The organism is Streptantibioticus parmotrematis (assembly GCF_019890615.1).
In the GTDB taxonomy this organism is placed as follows: Bacteria; Actinomycetota; Actinomycetes; order Streptomycetales; family Streptomycetaceae; genus Streptantibioticus_D; species Streptantibioticus_D parmotrematis.
Genome location: NZ_JAINVZ010000001.1, coordinates 241,389 through 256,297, shown reverse-complemented (window position 1 = coordinate 256,297; position 14,909 = coordinate 241,389). Strand labels below are relative to the sequence as shown.

Here is a 14,909-nt window from a genome sequence, read left to right as displayed (position 1 = left end):
GCCCGGCGCTCAGGAACGCGTCACCATCGGTACCAGCGGCCGCGCCCGGCGCCCGAACCCGGGCGTACCAGGAAGCCCAGCAACCACAGCACCAGCACGACGATCGCGATCCACCACAGGACGTGCAGCGCGAAGCCCACGCCGAACAACAGCAGCGCCAGAAGCAGCACCACAAGCAAGGGACCCATAGGACATCCACCTCCGTGGATGCGTCTGCCCCGCTTCCGGGGCAACACGCACCCGGCGCCAGGATCGGTGGACGCATGCGCCCCCGCTCGCGGAGGGTCAGCCGTCCTCGGGCTGGCAGTGCGGGCACCACACCGTGCCGCGCCCCGAGACCCGGCCGCGGCGCAGCGGATGGCCGCAGCGCGGGCAGTGCGGGTCCGGGTCGTCGCGGTGGCCGGTCAGCCAGGAACGCCTGGGCGGCACGCGGCCGGTGGGCACGGCGGAGCGCAGCACGCCGCGCATGCGGCCGTGGAGCCTGCGCAGTTCGTCCCGGTCGAGGCTGTCGGCGCGCCGGGCGGGGTGCAGGCGGGCCCGCCAGAGGATCTCGTCGGCGAGCAGGTTGCCGAGCCCGGCCAGCGCGCACTGGTCGATCAGCACGGACTTCACGCGGGCTCGCCGGCCCGTCATCAGCTCCTCGAAGCCGGCGCGATCGACCTCCGCCGCGTCCGGTCCCTGGGAGTCCAGCACCCGCCGCACCCCGGCGTCGTCCTCCAGCCGGATGCCCTGCAACTTGCGCTGGTCGCGGAAGCGCAGCTGACCGTCGCCGCGCAGGGCGACGACGACGCGGTCGTGGGGGTGCGGTTCGTCCTTCGCCGCGCAGTGCACGAGTCGGCCGGTCATGCCGAAGTGCAGCAGCAGCGTCGGTCCTCCAGTGGGCGCGATCAGCCACTTGCCGTGCCGGGTGGGCGTACCCAGGCGGCGGCCTTTCAGTTCGCGCCGCAGCCGGGCGGCCGACACCCCACGCAGCACGCCCGCGTCGGCGACCTCCACCCGCTCCACGCGATGGCCCTCGCCGTGCCGCGCCAGCACCTCGCGGAAGCCCTCGACGTCCGGCAACTCCGGCATGCCGTCACCCTAACCGGAATCCGCCCGCCGGGCATATGTCCACATAAGCCGCGAGCAGCTGGGTACCCGCCCCGCCAGAGCGAACGGAGGGCGCGATGGCATCCAGCGACGGCGAACGAGCCGGTCAGGTGTATGACGCGTCCTCCTTCGTGCCCGCGCACGCGGATCTGGCGGCCCTGCGGAAGGCGGCGGCCGGATGTCACGGCTGCCCGCTGTACCGGGACGCCACGCGGACCGTCTTCGGCGAGGGCGACGCGTCGGCGCGGATCGTGCTGCTCGGGGAGCAGCCGGGCGACCAGGAGGACCGGCAGGGCAGGCCGTTCGTCGGCCCGGCGGGGAAGCTGCTGGGGCGGGCGCTGGACGACGCGGGCATCGACCCCGCGGTCGGCTACGTCACCAACGCCGTCAAGCACTTCAAGTTCTCCGTCGCCCCGCGCGGCAAGCGGCGCATCCACAAGCCGCCGAACCTGCGCGAGATGGCCGCGTGCCGCCCGTGGCTCGCGGCCGAGCTGGACCTGCTGGACCCTCAGGTGGTCGTGGCGCTGGGCGCGACCGCGGGCAAGGCGCTGCTCGGGTCGTCCTTCCGGGTGACGAAGCAGCGCGGGGTGCTCATGCCGATGCCGGACCTCGGTCGCGGCGGCGGGGGCGGCGACGGCCACCGTGGCGAGGCGCCGGACGACCCGGCGTGCGGCCTGGTGGCGACCATCCATCCGTCGGCCGTACTGCGTGCCGACGACGACGAACGCGAGAAGGTCTACCAGGGGCTGGTCTCCGACCTGAAGGTGGCGGCGCGGGAGCTGACGTGACGCGCGGGCTCCCGCGACGTCCCGTTCGTCATCCCGTGCCGGGCACCCGGCGGCCGGATCCGGTCAGGAAGGGACGAAGTCCGATGGCCACCGACACCAACGTGCACCACGTCGACGTCAAGCTCGCCGGGTGCTCCGCCAAGGACGCGAGGGTCGTGTTCGGCGCGCTCGCGGAACACTTCACCACCGAGCAGGGGCCGGGCGAGGTCACCGAGGCCCATGAGGGCGAGCGCCCGGTGATCCGCTACGCGCACTACGACACCAGCGAGTGCCGTCCCTCCCAGGGCCCGAAGCGGATCTCCGGTGAGGTCAGCGCCTACCTGTCCGGGCAGCCGACGGCCGTGCGCGAGGCCCGCGGCGCGCTGATGGGCGACTTCGCGGCCGAGGACCGCGGCAGCAGCCTGGGCGACCAGGAGATGGAACAGGTGCTGTGCCTGACCTCCGGACCCGAGCGGACGTCCGGCGGGCAGGGGAAGCGCTGAGCGGGCCGGGAGCCGACATGGCACTCCCCGGGCCGCACGTGATCCTCTTCGACGTCAACGGCACGCTGAGCGATCCGGCGCCGCTGGCCGGCCGCTTCCGTGCGGTCGGCGCGCCCGCCCACCTGGCCGAGGCGTGGTTGTCCGCACTGCTGCGCGACGGCATCGCGGCGACCGCCGCGGGCGGCTACGCCGACTTCCTCGCCCTCGCCCACGACGAGGCGCGTACCGTGCTGTCCGGCCTGCCACGCCCCCCGGCGGACCTGGACGGTGCGGTCGACCACGTCCTCGCGGGCTTCGCGGCCCTGGAGCCGCACGCCGACGTGCCCGAGGGCGTCCTGGCGCTGCACTCCGCCGGATTCCGGCTGGCGACGCTCTCCAACGGCCCGGCCGCCGTCGCGGAACGGCTGCTCGGGCGGGCCGGACTGGCGGACCGCTTCGAGGCGATGCTCAGCGTCGAGTCGACCCGGCAGTGGAAACCCGCACCCCGCGCCTACCTGGACGCCGTCGAACACCTGGGGGTCGCGCCCGGCGAGGCCCTCATGGTGGCCGTCCACCCCTGGGACGTCGACGGGGCCCGGCGGGCGGGGCTGCACGCCGCATGGCTGCACCGTGACGGCGCGGAGTTCCCCCGCGTCCTGACCCGGCCGTCGCTCGTCGCCGACGACCTGAGGACCCTGGCGGACCGCCTCACGGAGGGGCTGACCCGGGCCGGATAGGGCGGGCACGCGTCACCCGGACGGCCGTGCGTTGGCGCTCACCGGCCGGGCGGGGCAGGGTGGAGGGGTGAAGGTCGTCCCGGCTCCGCGTCGGGTCCGGGTCTCTGGCCCGGTCCGGACGTCAGGGCCGGGACCACGGCGAGCGGGCCGCGTCCCGTTCGCCTGGCGTGAACCGACGAGAGACCGCCGGGAGCACCAGCTCCGGCGCTAGGGGATGACCTCTCATGCCCACGTCGACCCGGACGACCCGCGCGGCCGGGACGCGCCCCGCCCCCGGCGGGGACCGTCTGCCGCGACTTGAACCCGAGCAGATGCGTGCCATGGGCAAGACGGAGGCACGTGCGCTGACCGACGTGCTGCTGCGCCGGCTGGCCGCGCTGGACCCCGCGGACCCCGCCTACGGCTACGTGCGCGGCACCCTCATCGAACTCAGCCTCCCGCTGGTGCGCTACGTCGCCGCCTCCTACCGCCACCGGCACGAGTCGATGGACGACATCGTGCAGGTGGGCGTCGTCGGCCTGATCAAGGCGGTCGACGCCTACGACGTCGACCGCGGCGTGGAGTTCTCCACGTTCGCGATCCCCACCATCTCCGGCGAGATCAAGCGCTACTTCCGGGACACCTCATGGCCGGTGCACGTGCCCCGGCGGGTGCAGGAGCTCTATCTGGCCGTGGCCCGCGGCTCCGACCGGCTGGAGCAAGACCTCGGCCGCGCCCCCAGTACCGACGAGATCGCCGCGTACCTGCACGTGCGGGCCTGCGACGTGGACGACGGGATCCGGGCGGCGCGCGCGTACCGGATCGACCGCCTCGACGCCCTGAGCGATCCGGGCGACGACCAGCCCGGCACTCCGCTGTCGGAGCGCCTGGGCCAGGACGACAACGAGCTGGAGCTCACCGAGGTCCGCGAGACGCTCGGGGTGCTGCTGAACGACCTGCCGCCGCGGGAGCGGACCATCGTGCTGCTGCGCTTCTGGGGGAACCTGACGCAGGTCGAGATCGCCGAGCGGATCGGCGTCTCGCAGATGCACGTCTCCCGGCTGCTGTCGGGCACCCTGCGGGAGCTGCGGGCCCGCTGGCAGGAGGAGGACGACCCGGGCCGCGCGGGCTGAGTCCCCCGCCCGATGCCTGCGTCCGTCCGCGCATACCGCCCGCCCCCGGGGGCAGACCTGTGGGCAGCGATTGGGCAACAGGCGCGAGGTGGTGGCCGTGGACGACCCGCCGGTCCTCGTCGTCCGGATGGACGGACGAGCCGGCTCGGTCCACCGCGCCGGGCGGGCCGCCCGGGCCTTCCTCGACGCGCTCCCGGCGGCGTACGAGGGGGAGATGGACGAGCGGGTGGCCGAGGACGTCGTCCTGATCGTGACCGAGCTGACCTCCAACGCCTGCCGCCACGCCCCGGGTCCGTGCACGCTGAGGGTGACGGTCGAGCCGCCGTACGTGGACGTGGCGGTGGCGGACAGCGATCCGCCCGGCGCGTTCCCCCAGGCCGCGCCGGGACCGGCCGGGTACGGGCTGCGCATCGTGTCGCGGCTGTCGGAGGGCGTCGAGGTGCGCCCCGCGCCCGGCGGCAAGGTGGTGCGGGCGGCGCTGCGGGTGGGCCCGGCGGGGGCCTCAGGCTGACCGGGTCTCGGGCGGCAGGCCGAGGAAATCCTCCAGGCCCACGAGCCGCACCAGCCGGGCTGCCTGCGGCCGTACCCCGCTGAGGACGAAACGGGCACCGCGCGCCTCGGCCTCGTTGCGCAGCGCGACGAGGAAGTGCAGGCCGCTGGAGTCCATGAAGCGCACGCCGCTGAGGTCCACCCGCAGGTCCGCCCCGCACGCCTCGACGCTCGCCGCGGCCTCGGCGAGCACCACCGACTCGTCGCGGTCGATGTCGCCGGTCAGCACGAGGACGACGGGTCCCGCTCCCCCGCCGCCTCGTCGGACGGCGAAACTCACCTGGGGCATGGCGCCATTCTCCCCCACCCGGGCGCGCACCGCCCCTCGCACCCGGCGCGCGAGGACAGCACGAGGGCAGGAAGCACCGGCTACGCGCTGCGCCGAACGGTGGAACCCGGTGCCCGCGGGGTTCGGGTGGGGCGGCACCGGCTAGGGAGCAGGCACCTGGACTGTGACACCCGGCGAACAAGCGGAGGGGCCGATGGTGCGGCTGGAGCAGGCGGCGCGACAGGACGACGCGGCGGCTCAGCGGCGGCTGCGCGATGGCCGCGCGATGCTGCGCTGGTTCACCACCACCGACCACAAGGTGATCGGCAACCTCTATCTGGTCACGTCCTTCTGCTTCTTCCTGCTCGGCGGTGTGCTGGCGATGCTGATGCGGGCCGAACTGGCCCGCCCGGGGCTCCAGTTCGTCAGCAACGAGCAGTACAACCAGCTGTTCACCGTGCACGGCACCATCATGATGCTGCTGTTCGCCACCCCGCTGTTCGCGGGTTTCGCCAACGCCGTGATGCCCCTTCAGATCGGCGCCCCGGACGTGGCGTTCCCCCGGCTCAACGCCCTCACCTACTGGCTGTACCTGTTCGGCGCGCTGATGGTCGTCTCCGGCTTCCTGATCCCCGGTGGCGCCGCGGCGTTCGGGTGGTTCGCGTACGCGCCGCTCAACAGCGCGGTCTTCTCACCCGGACACGGCGGCGACCTGTGGTGCATGGGCCTGGTGGTGGCGGGGCTGAGCACCGTACTGGGCTCGGTCAACTTCGTCACCACCATCGTGTGCCTGCGGGCGCCGGGGATGACGATGTTCCGGATGCCGATCTTCACCTGGAACATCCTGTTCACCTCGATCCTGGCGTTGCTGGCGTTCCCGGTGCTGACCGCCGCGCTGCTGGCGCTGGAGGCGGACCGCAAGTTCGGCGCGCACGTCTACGACCCGGCCAACGGCGGGGCGATCCTGTGGCAGCACCTGTTCTGGTTCTTCGGCCATCCCGAGGTCTACATCGTGGCGTTGCCGTTCTTCGGGGTGATCACCGAGATCATCCCGGTCTTCAGCCGCAAGCCGGTCTTCGGCTACATGGGCATGGTGGGCGCGACGATCGCCATCACGATGCTGTCGGCGACGGTGTGGGCACACCACATGTTCGTCACGGGCGAGGTGCTGCTGCCGTTCTTCTCGCTGATGTCGTTCCTGATCGCCGTGCCGACCGGGGTGAAGTTCTTCAACTGGATCGGCACGATGTGGCACGGTTCGGTGTCGTTCGAGACGCCGATGCTGTGGGCGACCGGCTTCCTGGTGACCTTCCTGCTGGGCGGACTGAGCGGGGTGCTGATCGCCTCGCCGCCGCTGGACTTCCACGTCAGCGACTCGTACTTCATCGTGGCGCACCTGCACTACGTGCTGTTCGGGACGGTGGTGTTCGCGATGTTCGGCGGGTTCTACTTCTGGTGGCCGAAGTGGACCGGCCGGATGCTGGACGAGCGGTGGGGCCGGGTGCACTTCTGGACGTTGTTCGTGGGATTCCAGACCACGTTCCTGGTGCAGCACTGGCTGGGCGAGGAAGGCATGCCCCGGCGGTACGCGGACTACCTGCCGTCCGACGGCTTCACCACGCTGAACACCATCTCCTCGGTCGGCGCGTTCCTGCTGGGCGCGTCCACGCTGCCGTTCCTGTACAACGTGTGGCACACGGCCCGGTACGCGCCCAGGGTCGAGGTGGACGACCCGTGGGGTTTCGGGCGTTCGCTGGAGTGGGCGACCTCCTGCCCGCCGCCGCGGCACAACTTCACGGCGCTGCCGCGCATCCGCTCCGACTCCCCCGCCTTCGACCTGCGGCATCCGCAGGCTCCGGTGACCCGGGAGCTGCCGGAGTCCGACGGGAGCGGCCAACCCACGCCCGACACCAAGGGAGAGTGACCCGGTGAGGACCGAGGCCCGGCTGTTCGCCGGAGTGGCGCTGTTCTTCCTGGCGGCCTTCGTCGTCTACGCGGTGTACGCCACGGACCCGGCCGGCAAGGCCGCGCTCGCGGTGTCGTTCCTGATGGCCTCGTTGATCTCGTTCTTCCTCTACACGCAGTACCGCCGCAAGGGCACCCGTCCGGAGGACCGCGGCGACGCCGAGATCCTGGAGCGCTCCGGGCCGGTGGACTTCTTCCCGGCGCGCAGCGCCTGGCCACCGATGACGGCGCTGGGGTCCGTGCTGTGCGCGCTGGGCGTCGTCTACGGGCTGTGGCTGTTCCTGATCGGCTTCGGCGTGCTGGGGGCCGGGGTGGGCGGGTTCGCCTTCCAGTACGCGCACCGCGGGGAGTGAGCGGCTCGGTCATCGCTCGGCGTGGTCGTCACTCGCTCGGCGCGGTCGCCTGGCGCTCGGGGGCGTCGTCGGAGTCGCCGGGGTGCGCGGGCGGCGCCGTGCGGGCCTCGATCTCGGCACGCTGACGGGGCGTCGCGGGCATCTCGACACGGTCGCCGTAGTACCAGGAGCCCAGCGCGACCCGCAGGCGCCGCACCCGGCGGACGCGCGCCCCCTCCCCCTCCTCGGCGCCCTCGTCGACGCTCAGGGGGCGCGGGGTCGCGCGGACCAGCGCCCGGTAGCGGGCCTCGGCCGGGACCGGGCGGTGGGCCTCGGAGATCTCGCCGTGCACCGCCTGGCTGACCCGGCCGGTCTCGGTGCCCTCGGTCAGCGTCTCGCGTTCGTGGTCCTGCAACGCCAGGCACAGTCGCTTGGTCAGCATGAAGGCCAGCGGCGGGCCGACGATGACGGCGACACGGAAGATCCAGGTCAACGCGTTCACCGACCAGCGCATCGCGTACGCGACCACGTCGTTGCCGCCCGCCAGCAGCAGGACGCCGTAGAAGACCACCCCGGCGACGCCGAAGGCGGTGCGGGCCGGGTGGTCGCGCGGGCGGTCCAGCAGATGGTGCTCGCCCGCGTCGCCGGTCACCCAGCGCTCGCAGAACGGGTAGAGGATCAGCAGCGTGAACAGCACCCCGGGCATCAGCAGCGCGGGCACCAGCACGTTCCACATCAGGGTGTGGCCGGCGACGGTGGTCTCGGCCGGGGGCATCAGGCGCAGCGCGCCCTCCAGGAACCCCACGTACCAGTCCGGCTGCGCGTCGGTGATGACGATGTCGGGGCGGTAGGGACCGTAGATCCAGATGGGGTTGATCTGCGCCGAGGCGGCGAGCGCGGACAGGCTGCCGAAGACCATGAGCGACAGCCCGGTCGACTTGGCGGCGAACTGCGGGACCATCGGCTGGCCGACGACGTTGCGGTTGGTCCTGCCCAGGCCGCTGAACTGGGTGTGTTTGAGGTAGACCACCAGGATCAGGTGGACGGTGATGAGCGCGACCAGCAGTCCCGGCACCAGCAGGATGTGCACGGCGTAGAGCCTGGGGATGATGTCGTGCCCCGGGTAGGGCCCGCCGAAGGCGAAGAACTCCAGGTAGGTGCCGACGACCGGGATCGAGCCGGCGATGGTCCCCGCGGTGCGCAGACCGGTGCCGGAGAGCAGGTCGTCGGGGAGCGAGTAGCCGCAGAAGCCCTCCAGCATGGCGAGGATCAGCAGGATCACCCCGATGATCCAGTTGCCCTCACGCGGTCGGCGGAACGCGCCGGTGAAGAAGATCCGCAGCATGTGCACGCCGATGGCGGAGATGAACAGCAGCGCGGCCCAGTGGTGGACCTGCCGGATCAGCAGCCCGCCGCGCACGTCGAAGCTGATGTGGAGGGTCGAGGAGTACGCCTGGGTCATCGGCAGGCCGCGCAGCGGCGTGTACGTGCCGTGGTAGGTCGACAGCGTCATGCTCGGGTCGAAGAAGAGCGTCAGGTAGACGCCGGTCAGCACCAGCACCACGAAGCTGTACAGGGCGAGTTCGCCCAGCAGGAACGACCAGTGGTCGGGAAAGGCCTTGCGCAGCAGCGCGCGGGCGCCCTCCGCCATCGGAAGCCGCCGGTCCAGCACGGCGAAGCCGGTCTCGGCGGCCCGCCCGGCCCGCTCGGCCCGCTGTGCCGTCCGGCGCTTGCGCTTCCCGAACACCATCGGCCACTTCCCTCGCGTTGGCGGCGTCGGCTGCCGGGCCCCGGACACGAGCGGCAGCGTTTTCGCCTCATGGGTAACCACAGCCACAGAAGGACAACCAGGCCATGGGTCGCCCCCACGCTCTCCTCGATCACACGAGGCACACGAGGCACACGCGTCAATGGGTCGTTTCCGGGCGCGACGGGCGATTGAGGCAGCCGCCTCGGGGAACCCGGCCCGTGCACGGACGCACCGATTCCGCGTCCCCGGATCCTCCAGATCCCCGAATCGTCGAATACACCGCATTCACCGCATTCACCGAGAGGAGGCCGTCATGAAGGCACTGGTCTACGAGGGCCCCCGGCAGGTGGCCGTCAAGGACGTGCCGGACGCCCGCGTCGAGGAGCCGACCGACGTCCTGGTGAAGATCACCTCGACCAACATCTGCGGATCCGACCTGCACATGTACGAAGGCCGCACCGACCTGGAGGAAGGCCGGGTGCTGGGCCACGAGAACCTCGGCGAGGTCATCGAGGTCGGCCCCGCGGTGACCCGGGTGCGGGTCGGCGACCGGGTGTGCGTGCCGTTCAACGTCGCGTGCGGCTTCTGCAAGAACTGCGAACGCGGCTTCACGGGCGCCTGCCTGACCGTCAACCCCGGGTTCGCCGGGGGCGCCTACGGGTTCGCCGACATGGGGCCGTACAGCGGTGGGCAGGCGGAACTGCTGCGGGTGCCGTTCGGCGACTTCAACTGCCTGCGGCTGCCGCCGGACGCGCGGGAGCGCGAGGACGACTACGTGATGCTGGCCGACATCTGGCCCACCGGGCACCACGCCACCCAGCTGGCCGGGATGGAACCCGGCGACTCCGTGGTGATCTACGGCGCCGGGCCGGTAGGGCTGATGGCCGCGTACTCGGCGACACTGTTCGGCGCGAGCAAGGTCATGGTGGTCGACCGGCAGCCGGACCGGCTGAGGCTGGTCGACAAGATCGGCGCGATCCCGGTGGACGACAGCGCGGGTGACGCGGTGGAGCAGGTCCTGGACCTGACCGGCGGAGAGGGCGCCGACAGGGGCTGCGAGTGCGTGGGCTGGCAGGCGCACGACCCGTCCGGCACCGAGCACCCCAACGCGACCATGAACAACCTGGTCGCCTCTGTCCGGGCCACCGGCGGCATCGGCGTGGTCGGCGTCTTCGTCCCCGAGGACCCCGGCTCGCCCGACGCACTCGGCCGCGAGGGACAGGTCGCGTTCGACCTGGGCGTCTTCTTCCAGAAGGGCCTGCGGATGGGCTCCGGCCAGGCACACGTCAAGCGCTACAACCGGCAGCTGCGCGACCTGATCGCGGCGGATCGCGCCAAGCCGTCGTTCCTGGTCTCGCACCACGTCGACCTGGACGACGCGCCCGAGGCGTACCGGCACTTCGACGACCGCGACGACGGCTGGACGAAGGTCGTCCTGCGCCCGTGAGCGGCACGCACGGCGAAGCACGAGCTCGATCGAGGAGGGGCGAACCATGTCGGACGACGAGGCACGCGGTGACGAGGTCTACCAGCCGGACGACGCCGAGGTGCAGGACGACGCGGGATTGATGGATCCGCTCGACACCCTGGACGACCGGGGTGTCGACCCGGCGCTGGACGAGGGGTACTCGCCGCCGGAGCGGCCGCGCGAGGCCGAGCACTACGGCACCACGGCGAACGAGCAGCGCTCCGGCGAGAGCCTGGACCAGCGGCTGTCGGAGGAGGAACCGGACGTCGAGGCCCCGCCGGGCAACGGCATCGGCGACGCGCCCGGGGCCACGGGTGAGCCGGTGGACCCGGAGGCGGGCGAGGACCGCTCCGGGCGCCTGGTCGCCGACGACGAGGGCGTGCCCGGGCACTCCGACGAGGTGGACGACACCGCCGCGTCCGACGCCGGGATCGCGGGCGGCGCGGCCTCGGCGGAGGAGGCGGCGGTGCACACGGTGGACGACCCGGAGGCGGGCGTGGAAGAGGGGTAGGCAACACGCGTGCGGGCCGACGGTCCGGCGGCGGCTCTCCCGCCCGCCGGACCGTCGGCCCGCACGAAGGTGCCTTCCGGCCTCAGGCGAAGGTGCCTTCCGGCCTCACGCGCCTTCCAGGATGTCCAGCAACTCGCGGTCCGCATCCTGCGACATCCGCGTCAGGCTCCGGGCCGACATCACCCGGACCCGGCCGACGAAGTCCCGCAGGTCCCGCGCCGAGTACCGCACGCGCACCTCGCCCTCCGGCGCCCGCAGCAGCAACTCGACGTCGCGCGGCGCGTCCACGGCGGGTGCCACCCGTACGTCACCCTCCCCCGCGGGGTGAATCGTTCCCTCACCCAGCAGTTCCCAGCCGAACACCCAGGTGACAGCCGGGTTGCCGGGCACGTGGAACGTCATGTGCACCGCGAGACAGTCCGCGTCGCTGTAGCGGAGTTCGGTGGGCACGTGGACCGGGCCTCCCGAGGCGGGCAGCCGCAGGACTCCGGTCGTGTAGTGATAGAAGCGGTAGTCCATCGGCGCCCTCCACGGGTCTGTCCTCGCTGCGCGGGTAACCCGCGAGCGAGGTGGTCAAACCCTTTGGGGCGGCCGCCGGTTCGCCCGGCGGACCGGGCAGGGCGCCGGGTGGGCGGGGCGAGGCGCGCGCGGCGGGCCGTTCAGGCGCTCAGCGGGAAGCGCCCGTCGAGGTCCTGGAAGAGGGCGGTGTTGAGCCGGAAGGCGCGCTTGCACTCCTCCGCGATCCGGTGCCGCTCGACCTCGTCCACCGCGGCGGCGTCCAGCTTGGCGCGGTACTCGCGCTTGAAGGCGGCCGGGTTGGCGACGCCCTCGAAGACGTAGAACCGCACGCCGTCGCCCTTGCGCTCGAAACCCCAGGTCTTCTCCGCGATGCCGCGGATGATCTGGCCACCGGACAGGTCGCCCAGGTAGCGGGTGTAGTGGTGCGCGAGATAGCCGGGGGCCCAGCCCCGGGCCACCTCGCGCAGCCGGGCCGTGTACGCCTCGGTCGCCGGCAGCGCGGACAGCGAATCGCGCCAGTCCTCGCCGCGCAGGTGGAGCAGGTCCCGCTCCAGGGCGCCGGTGCGCTCGAGCGCCGGGTCGACGAAGGGGCCGACCACCGGGTCGGCGGCGAGCCGTTCGCCCGCCTGTTCCAGCTCCCGGTAGACGAACCACAGTTGCCCGGCCAGTTCGGCGTACGCGTCGACGCCGAGGCGGCCGCCGAGCAGGTTGCCCATGAAGCGGGACTGCTCCGCCCGCTGGTGCTCCTGCGCGCTCGCGTCGCGCAGCAGGGCGGCGAATCCGGTGGAGCCGGTGGACACCGTCTCGGTCATGGGGCGGTCCTCCAGGAGGGACAACGGGCGGCGCGCTCGCACCGACACGAGTTAGGCTAGCCTAACTAGCGAGTTGCCGACAGGGCGTCGGTAACTTTACCCGCAACCCGCCCGCGCCACTCCGCGTGGCCTGCCGGAGGACGTGGAGAGGTCAGGCCTCGGCAGGACGGGGTGAGGTCAGGCGTCGGCCAGGATCTGCGTCCTCAGCCGCGTACAGGTGCGGCTCAGCAGCCGGGAGACGTGCATCTGGGATATCCCCATGTTCCTGGCGATCTGGCTCTGCGTCATGCCCCGGAAGAACCGGAGGTAGAGGATGTCCCTTTCGCGGTCCGGGAGTTGACGCAGGCACGGCTTGGCCGACTCTCGGTCGACCACCAGGTCCATCGCACCGTCGCCCGCGCCGATGGTGTCCTTCAGCGCGTAGCCGTCGGAGCCGGGCAGTTCGGCGTCGAGGGAGAGGGTGGAGAAGCTGTCGATGGCCTCGAGACCCAGCAGGACCTCCTCCTCGGTCAGCCCGGTGTGCGCGGCCACCTCCCGCACGCTGGGCGAGCGGGCGTCCACCCCCTGCGAGAGCTCCACGCGGGCCCGCCGCACCCGGTTGCGCAGTTCCTGCACCCTGCGCGGCACGTGCAGGCTCCACAGGTGGTCCCTGAAGTGCCGCTTGATCTCGCCGACCACCGTGGGCACGGCGAAACTGGCGAACGCCGTGCCGCGTCCCGGGTCGTAGCGGTCGACCGCCTTCACCAGCCCCAGCGCGGCGACCTGACGCAGGTCGTCGTCGTCCTCGCCACGGTTGCGAAACCGGGTCGCCAGCCGTTCGGCCATCGGCATCCAGGCGGTGATGACCTCCTGCCGCAACGCCTCGCGCTCCGGACCTTCGGCCATTCGGGTGAGTCGTTCGAACGCCTCGTCGGTGTCCGGGGTGTCGTGGTGTCGTAGGGAACGACCCGCACGGGCGGGACGCGCGAATTCACGCATGGCGTCTCCAGGGACAGGAATATCCACGATGGGTCCTCCGGCGCCGCGACCCCCACCCCGTGCGCACGCGACAGGCGGTTCCACGCCCTGCCGGCGGCTGCCGCCACCCGTAGCACGAGATCACGCCTGTCCCTGTCTCACGTCTTCAAACGTCATTCACGACTTTTCGGGCGAGATCGACGGGCGAGATCAATTGACGCCCACGAGTGCGGTTGAGAAGGACGGCCGGTGAGCAGACACCTTTCACGGGAACGACGCCACCACGGGTCGCCGTCCCGGCGGTTCCGGAGCCTCCGGCGACGCGCGAGCGCCCCGGAGCAGACTGGGAGCGCGACAACGGGAAGAACCGGCAGTCCGCACCAGGAGGCGATCGGCCATGACACGCATCCTCGTCCCGAGGGCCCAGCGCCCCAAGCAGCCCCCGCCCCTCGACCTGCGCACCCCGTCCGGCCGACAGCTGCCGTACTGAGCCGCTTCCCCACCGGGCCGCCCACGGCCGCCGCGCCGAGTCGCGTGGCGGCCGTCGTCGTACGCGGGCGCGGGGCCGTCGCACGTTTTCCCGAGCACACCACCGGGAATCCGCCTCAATATGGTGCGAATCGGATACACGATGATGACCGAGCAGGCCGGCCCCCGGGAGCTGGTCGAGCACGTGGTGCGGGCGGAGGAGACCGGTTTCGACTTCTCCGTCATATCCGACCACTACTCGCCGTGGCTCGACTCGCAGGGGCACGCCCCCTACGCCTGGAGCGTGCTGGGCGCCGCCGCTCAGGCCACCTCCCGCATTCCGCTGATGACCTACGTGACCTGTCCGACGATGCGCTACCACCCGGCCGTGGTCGCCCAGAAGGCGGCGACCGTTCAACTGCTGTCGCAGGGGCGGTTCCGGCTGGGTCTCGGGGCGGGTGAGAACCTCAACGAGCATGTGATCGGCGGTGGTTGGCCCGCCGTGGACGTGCGGCACGAGATGCTGGCCGAAGCCGTCGAGATCATCCGCTCGCTCTTCGCGGGCGGGTACGTCGACCACCACGGCACGCACTACGACGTGGAGTCGGCCAAGGTGTGGGACCGGCCGGACCAGCCGCCGCCCATCGGCATCGCGGTCTCCGGCGAGCAGTCCTGCGAACTCGCGGGCCGGCTGGGCGATCTGGTCATCGCCGTCGAACCGAAGGCTGAGCTGCTGACCTCCTTCGACCGGCACGGCGGCAGGGGAAAGCCCCGGGTGGGACAGCTGCCGGTCTGCTACGACACCGACCGCGACGCGGCGATCGACCGCGCCCACGACCAGTTCCGCTGGTTCGGCGGCGGCTGGAAGGTCAACTCCGAGCTGCCGGGGACCAGTGGCTTCGCCTCCGCCACGCAGTTCGTACGCAAGGAGGACGTCGCCGCGTCCATCCCGTGCGGCAACGACGTGAACGCGTTCGTGGACGCGGTGCGCCCCTACGCGGAGGCCGGGTTCACCGAGGTGGCCCTGGTGCAGATCGGCGGCGACCACCAACTGCCCTTCTTCGACTGGGCGGAGAAGGAACTGCTGCCCGCGCTGCGCGAGTTGTGAGACGAGCCCACCGAG

Annotated in this window: 17 protein-coding genes; 10 read left to right on the top strand and 7 right to left on the bottom strand. The window is 72.0% G+C overall.

Going from position 1 to position 14,909, the window contains the following annotated elements:
* Window positions 1-20 precede the first annotated feature (20 nt).
* Window positions 21-188: a hydrophobic protein gene (locus K7472_RS01180; protein WP_222973061.1), complete on the bottom strand. Its 168-nt coding sequence runs from the start codon at window positions 186-188 to the stop codon at window positions 21-23.
* 97 nt (window positions 189-285) lie between these two features.
* A complete protein-coding gene (locus K7472_RS01175; RefSeq protein WP_222973059.1) occupies window positions 286-1,071 on the bottom strand; it encodes an Fpg/Nei family DNA glycosylase in 786 nt (261 codons plus the stop codon).
* Window positions 1,072-1,166: 95 nt separating this feature from the next.
* Here K7472_RS01175 and K7472_RS01170 point away from each other — a divergent pair, with 95 nt between their 5' ends.
* The 5 genes from K7472_RS01170 to K7472_RS01150 all read left to right on the top strand — a co-directional run bounded on the left by K7472_RS01170 (window position 1,167) and on the right by K7472_RS01150 (window position 4,698).
* Entirely contained in the window at window positions 1,167-1,877 is a 711-nt protein-coding gene (locus K7472_RS01170) for a UdgX family uracil-DNA binding protein (protein WP_222973056.1), read from the top strand.
* Between the two features lie 83 nt (window positions 1,878-1,960).
* The gene (locus K7472_RS01165) at window positions 1,961-2,359 is read left to right on the top strand and encodes a hypothetical protein (RefSeq protein ID WP_222973054.1); all 399 of its coding nucleotides are present in this window, start codon (window positions 1,961-1,963) and stop codon (window positions 2,357-2,359) included.
* A 17-nt stretch (window positions 2,360-2,376) separates the two neighbouring features.
* Window positions 2,377-3,075 (top strand): haloacid dehalogenase type II, encoded by a 699-nt coding sequence (locus tag K7472_RS01160; protein WP_222973053.1) that lies wholly within the window; start codon window positions 2,377-2,379, stop codon window positions 3,073-3,075.
* Window positions 3,076-3,299: 224 nt separating this feature from the next.
* A complete protein-coding gene (locus tag K7472_RS01155; protein ID WP_252394911.1) occupies window positions 3,300-4,187 on the top strand; it encodes a SigB/SigF/SigG family RNA polymerase sigma factor in 888 nt (295 codons plus the stop codon).
* Between the two features lie 97 nt (window positions 4,188-4,284).
* The gene (locus K7472_RS01150; RefSeq protein ID WP_222973052.1) at window positions 4,285-4,698 is read left to right on the top strand and encodes an ATP-binding protein; all 414 of its coding nucleotides are present in this window, start codon (window positions 4,285-4,287) and stop codon (window positions 4,696-4,698) included.
* On the opposite strand, the gene K7472_RS01145 is transcribed toward K7472_RS01150, so the two are convergent.
* Entirely contained in the window at window positions 4,690-5,025 is a 336-nt protein-coding gene (locus K7472_RS01145; protein WP_222973051.1) for an STAS domain-containing protein, read from the bottom strand. The genes K7472_RS01150 and K7472_RS01145 overlap by 9 nt on opposite strands.
* Window positions 5,026-5,290: 265 nt before the next feature.
* Here K7472_RS01145 and ctaD point away from each other — a divergent pair, with 265 nt between their 5' ends.
* Window positions 5,291-6,928: an aa3-type cytochrome oxidase subunit I gene (gene ctaD, locus K7472_RS01140; RefSeq protein WP_252394966.1), complete on the top strand. Its 1,638-nt coding sequence runs from the start codon at window positions 5,291-5,293 to the stop codon at window positions 6,926-6,928.
* Between the two features lie 4 nt (window positions 6,929-6,932).
* A complete protein-coding gene (gene ctaF, locus K7472_RS01135) occupies window positions 6,933-7,322 on the top strand; it encodes an aa3-type cytochrome oxidase subunit IV (protein WP_222973048.1) in 390 nt (129 codons plus the stop codon).
* A gap of 28 nt (window positions 7,323-7,350) precedes the next feature.
* On the opposite strand, the gene qcrB is transcribed toward ctaF, so the two are convergent.
* Window positions 7,351-9,051: a cytochrome bc1 complex cytochrome b subunit gene (gene qcrB, locus K7472_RS01130; protein ID WP_222973046.1), complete on the bottom strand. Its 1,701-nt coding sequence runs from the start codon at window positions 9,049-9,051 to the stop codon at window positions 7,351-7,353.
* Between the two features lie 313 nt (window positions 9,052-9,364).
* Between qcrB and K7472_RS01125 the strand changes: the two genes are divergently transcribed.
* Window positions 9,365-10,498 (top strand): glutathione-independent formaldehyde dehydrogenase, encoded by a 1,134-nt coding sequence (locus K7472_RS01125; RefSeq protein ID WP_222973044.1) that lies wholly within the window; start codon window positions 9,365-9,367, stop codon window positions 10,496-10,498.
* 46 nt (window positions 10,499-10,544) lie between these two features.
* The gene (locus K7472_RS01120; RefSeq protein ID WP_222973042.1) at window positions 10,545-11,030 is read left to right on the top strand and encodes a DUF5709 domain-containing protein; all 486 of its coding nucleotides are present in this window, start codon (window positions 10,545-10,547) and stop codon (window positions 11,028-11,030) included.
* A 105-nt stretch (window positions 11,031-11,135) separates the two neighbouring features.
* Here K7472_RS01120 and K7472_RS01115 read toward each other — a convergent pair whose 3' ends face one another.
* The 3 genes from K7472_RS01115 to K7472_RS01105 all read right to left on the bottom strand — a co-directional run bounded on the left by K7472_RS01115 (window position 11,136) and on the right by K7472_RS01105 (window position 13,339).
* Window positions 11,136-11,549 (bottom strand): SsgA family sporulation/cell division regulator, encoded by a 414-nt coding sequence (locus K7472_RS01115; protein WP_222973041.1) that lies wholly within the window; start codon window positions 11,547-11,549, stop codon window positions 11,136-11,138.
* Between the two features lie 140 nt (window positions 11,550-11,689).
* Window positions 11,690-12,361 carry a biliverdin-producing heme oxygenase gene (locus tag K7472_RS01110; RefSeq protein ID WP_222973040.1) on the bottom strand — a complete coding sequence of 224 codons (672 nt, stop codon included), beginning with the start codon at window positions 12,359-12,361 and terminating at the stop codon, window positions 11,690-11,692.
* 177 nt (window positions 12,362-12,538) lie between these two features.
* Window positions 12,539-13,339: a SigB/SigF/SigG family RNA polymerase sigma factor gene (locus tag K7472_RS01105; RefSeq protein ID WP_222973039.1), complete on the bottom strand. Its 801-nt coding sequence runs from the start codon at window positions 13,337-13,339 to the stop codon at window positions 12,539-12,541.
* Between the two features lie 589 nt (window positions 13,340-13,928).
* Here K7472_RS01105 and K7472_RS01100 point away from each other — a divergent pair.
* The gene (locus tag K7472_RS01100) at window positions 13,929-14,894 is read left to right on the top strand and encodes an LLM class F420-dependent oxidoreductase (RefSeq protein ID WP_222973038.1); all 966 of its coding nucleotides are present in this window, start codon (window positions 13,929-13,931) and stop codon (window positions 14,892-14,894) included.
* Window positions 14,895-14,909 lie beyond the last annotated feature (15 nt).

Excerpts from the sequence above, each read along its gene's own strand:
- K7472_RS01180 (WP_222973061.1), bottom strand. The coding sequence starts at position 188 with ATGGGTCCCTTGCTTGTGGTGCTGCTTCTGGCGCTGCTGTTGTTCGGC.
- K7472_RS01175 (WP_222973059.1), bottom strand. The coding sequence starts at position 1,071 with ATGCCGGAGTTGCCGGACGTCGAGGGCTTCCGCGAGGTGCTGGCGCGG.
- K7472_RS01170 (WP_222973056.1), top strand. The coding sequence starts at position 1,167 with ATGGCATCCAGCGACGGCGAACGAGCCGGTCAGGTGTATGACGCGTCC.
- K7472_RS01165 (WP_222973054.1), top strand. The coding sequence starts at position 1,961 with ATGGCCACCGACACCAACGTGCACCACGTCGACGTCAAGCTCGCCGGG.
- K7472_RS01160 (WP_222973053.1), top strand. The coding sequence starts at position 2,377 with ATGGCACTCCCCGGGCCGCACGTGATCCTCTTCGACGTCAACGGCACG.
- K7472_RS01155 (WP_252394911.1), top strand. The coding sequence starts at position 3,300 with ATGCCCACGTCGACCCGGACGACCCGCGCGGCCGGGACGCGCCCCGCC.
- K7472_RS01145 (WP_222973051.1), bottom strand. The coding sequence starts at position 5,025 with ATGCCCCAGGTGAGTTTCGCCGTCCGACGAGGCGGCGGGGGAGCGGGA.
- ctaD (WP_252394966.1), top strand. The coding sequence starts at position 5,291 with ATGCTGCGCTGGTTCACCACCACCGACCACAAGGTGATCGGCAACCTC.
- qcrB (WP_222973046.1), bottom strand. The coding sequence starts at position 9,051 with ATGGTGTTCGGGAAGCGCAAGCGCCGGACGGCACAGCGGGCCGAGCGG.
- K7472_RS01125 (WP_222973044.1), top strand. The coding sequence starts at position 9,365 with ATGAAGGCACTGGTCTACGAGGGCCCCCGGCAGGTGGCCGTCAAGGAC.
- K7472_RS01120 (WP_222973042.1), top strand. The coding sequence starts at position 10,545 with ATGTCGGACGACGAGGCACGCGGTGACGAGGTCTACCAGCCGGACGAC.
- K7472_RS01115 (WP_222973041.1), bottom strand. The coding sequence starts at position 11,549 with ATGGACTACCGCTTCTATCACTACACGACCGGAGTCCTGCGGCTGCCC.
- K7472_RS01110 (WP_222973040.1), bottom strand. The coding sequence starts at position 12,361 with ATGACCGAGACGGTGTCCACCGGCTCCACCGGATTCGCCGCCCTGCTG.
- K7472_RS01105 (WP_222973039.1), bottom strand. The coding sequence starts at position 13,339 with ATGCGTGAATTCGCGCGTCCCGCCCGTGCGGGTCGTTCCCTACGACAC.
- K7472_RS01100 (WP_222973038.1), top strand. The coding sequence starts at position 13,929 with ATGGTGCGAATCGGATACACGATGATGACCGAGCAGGCCGGCCCCCGG.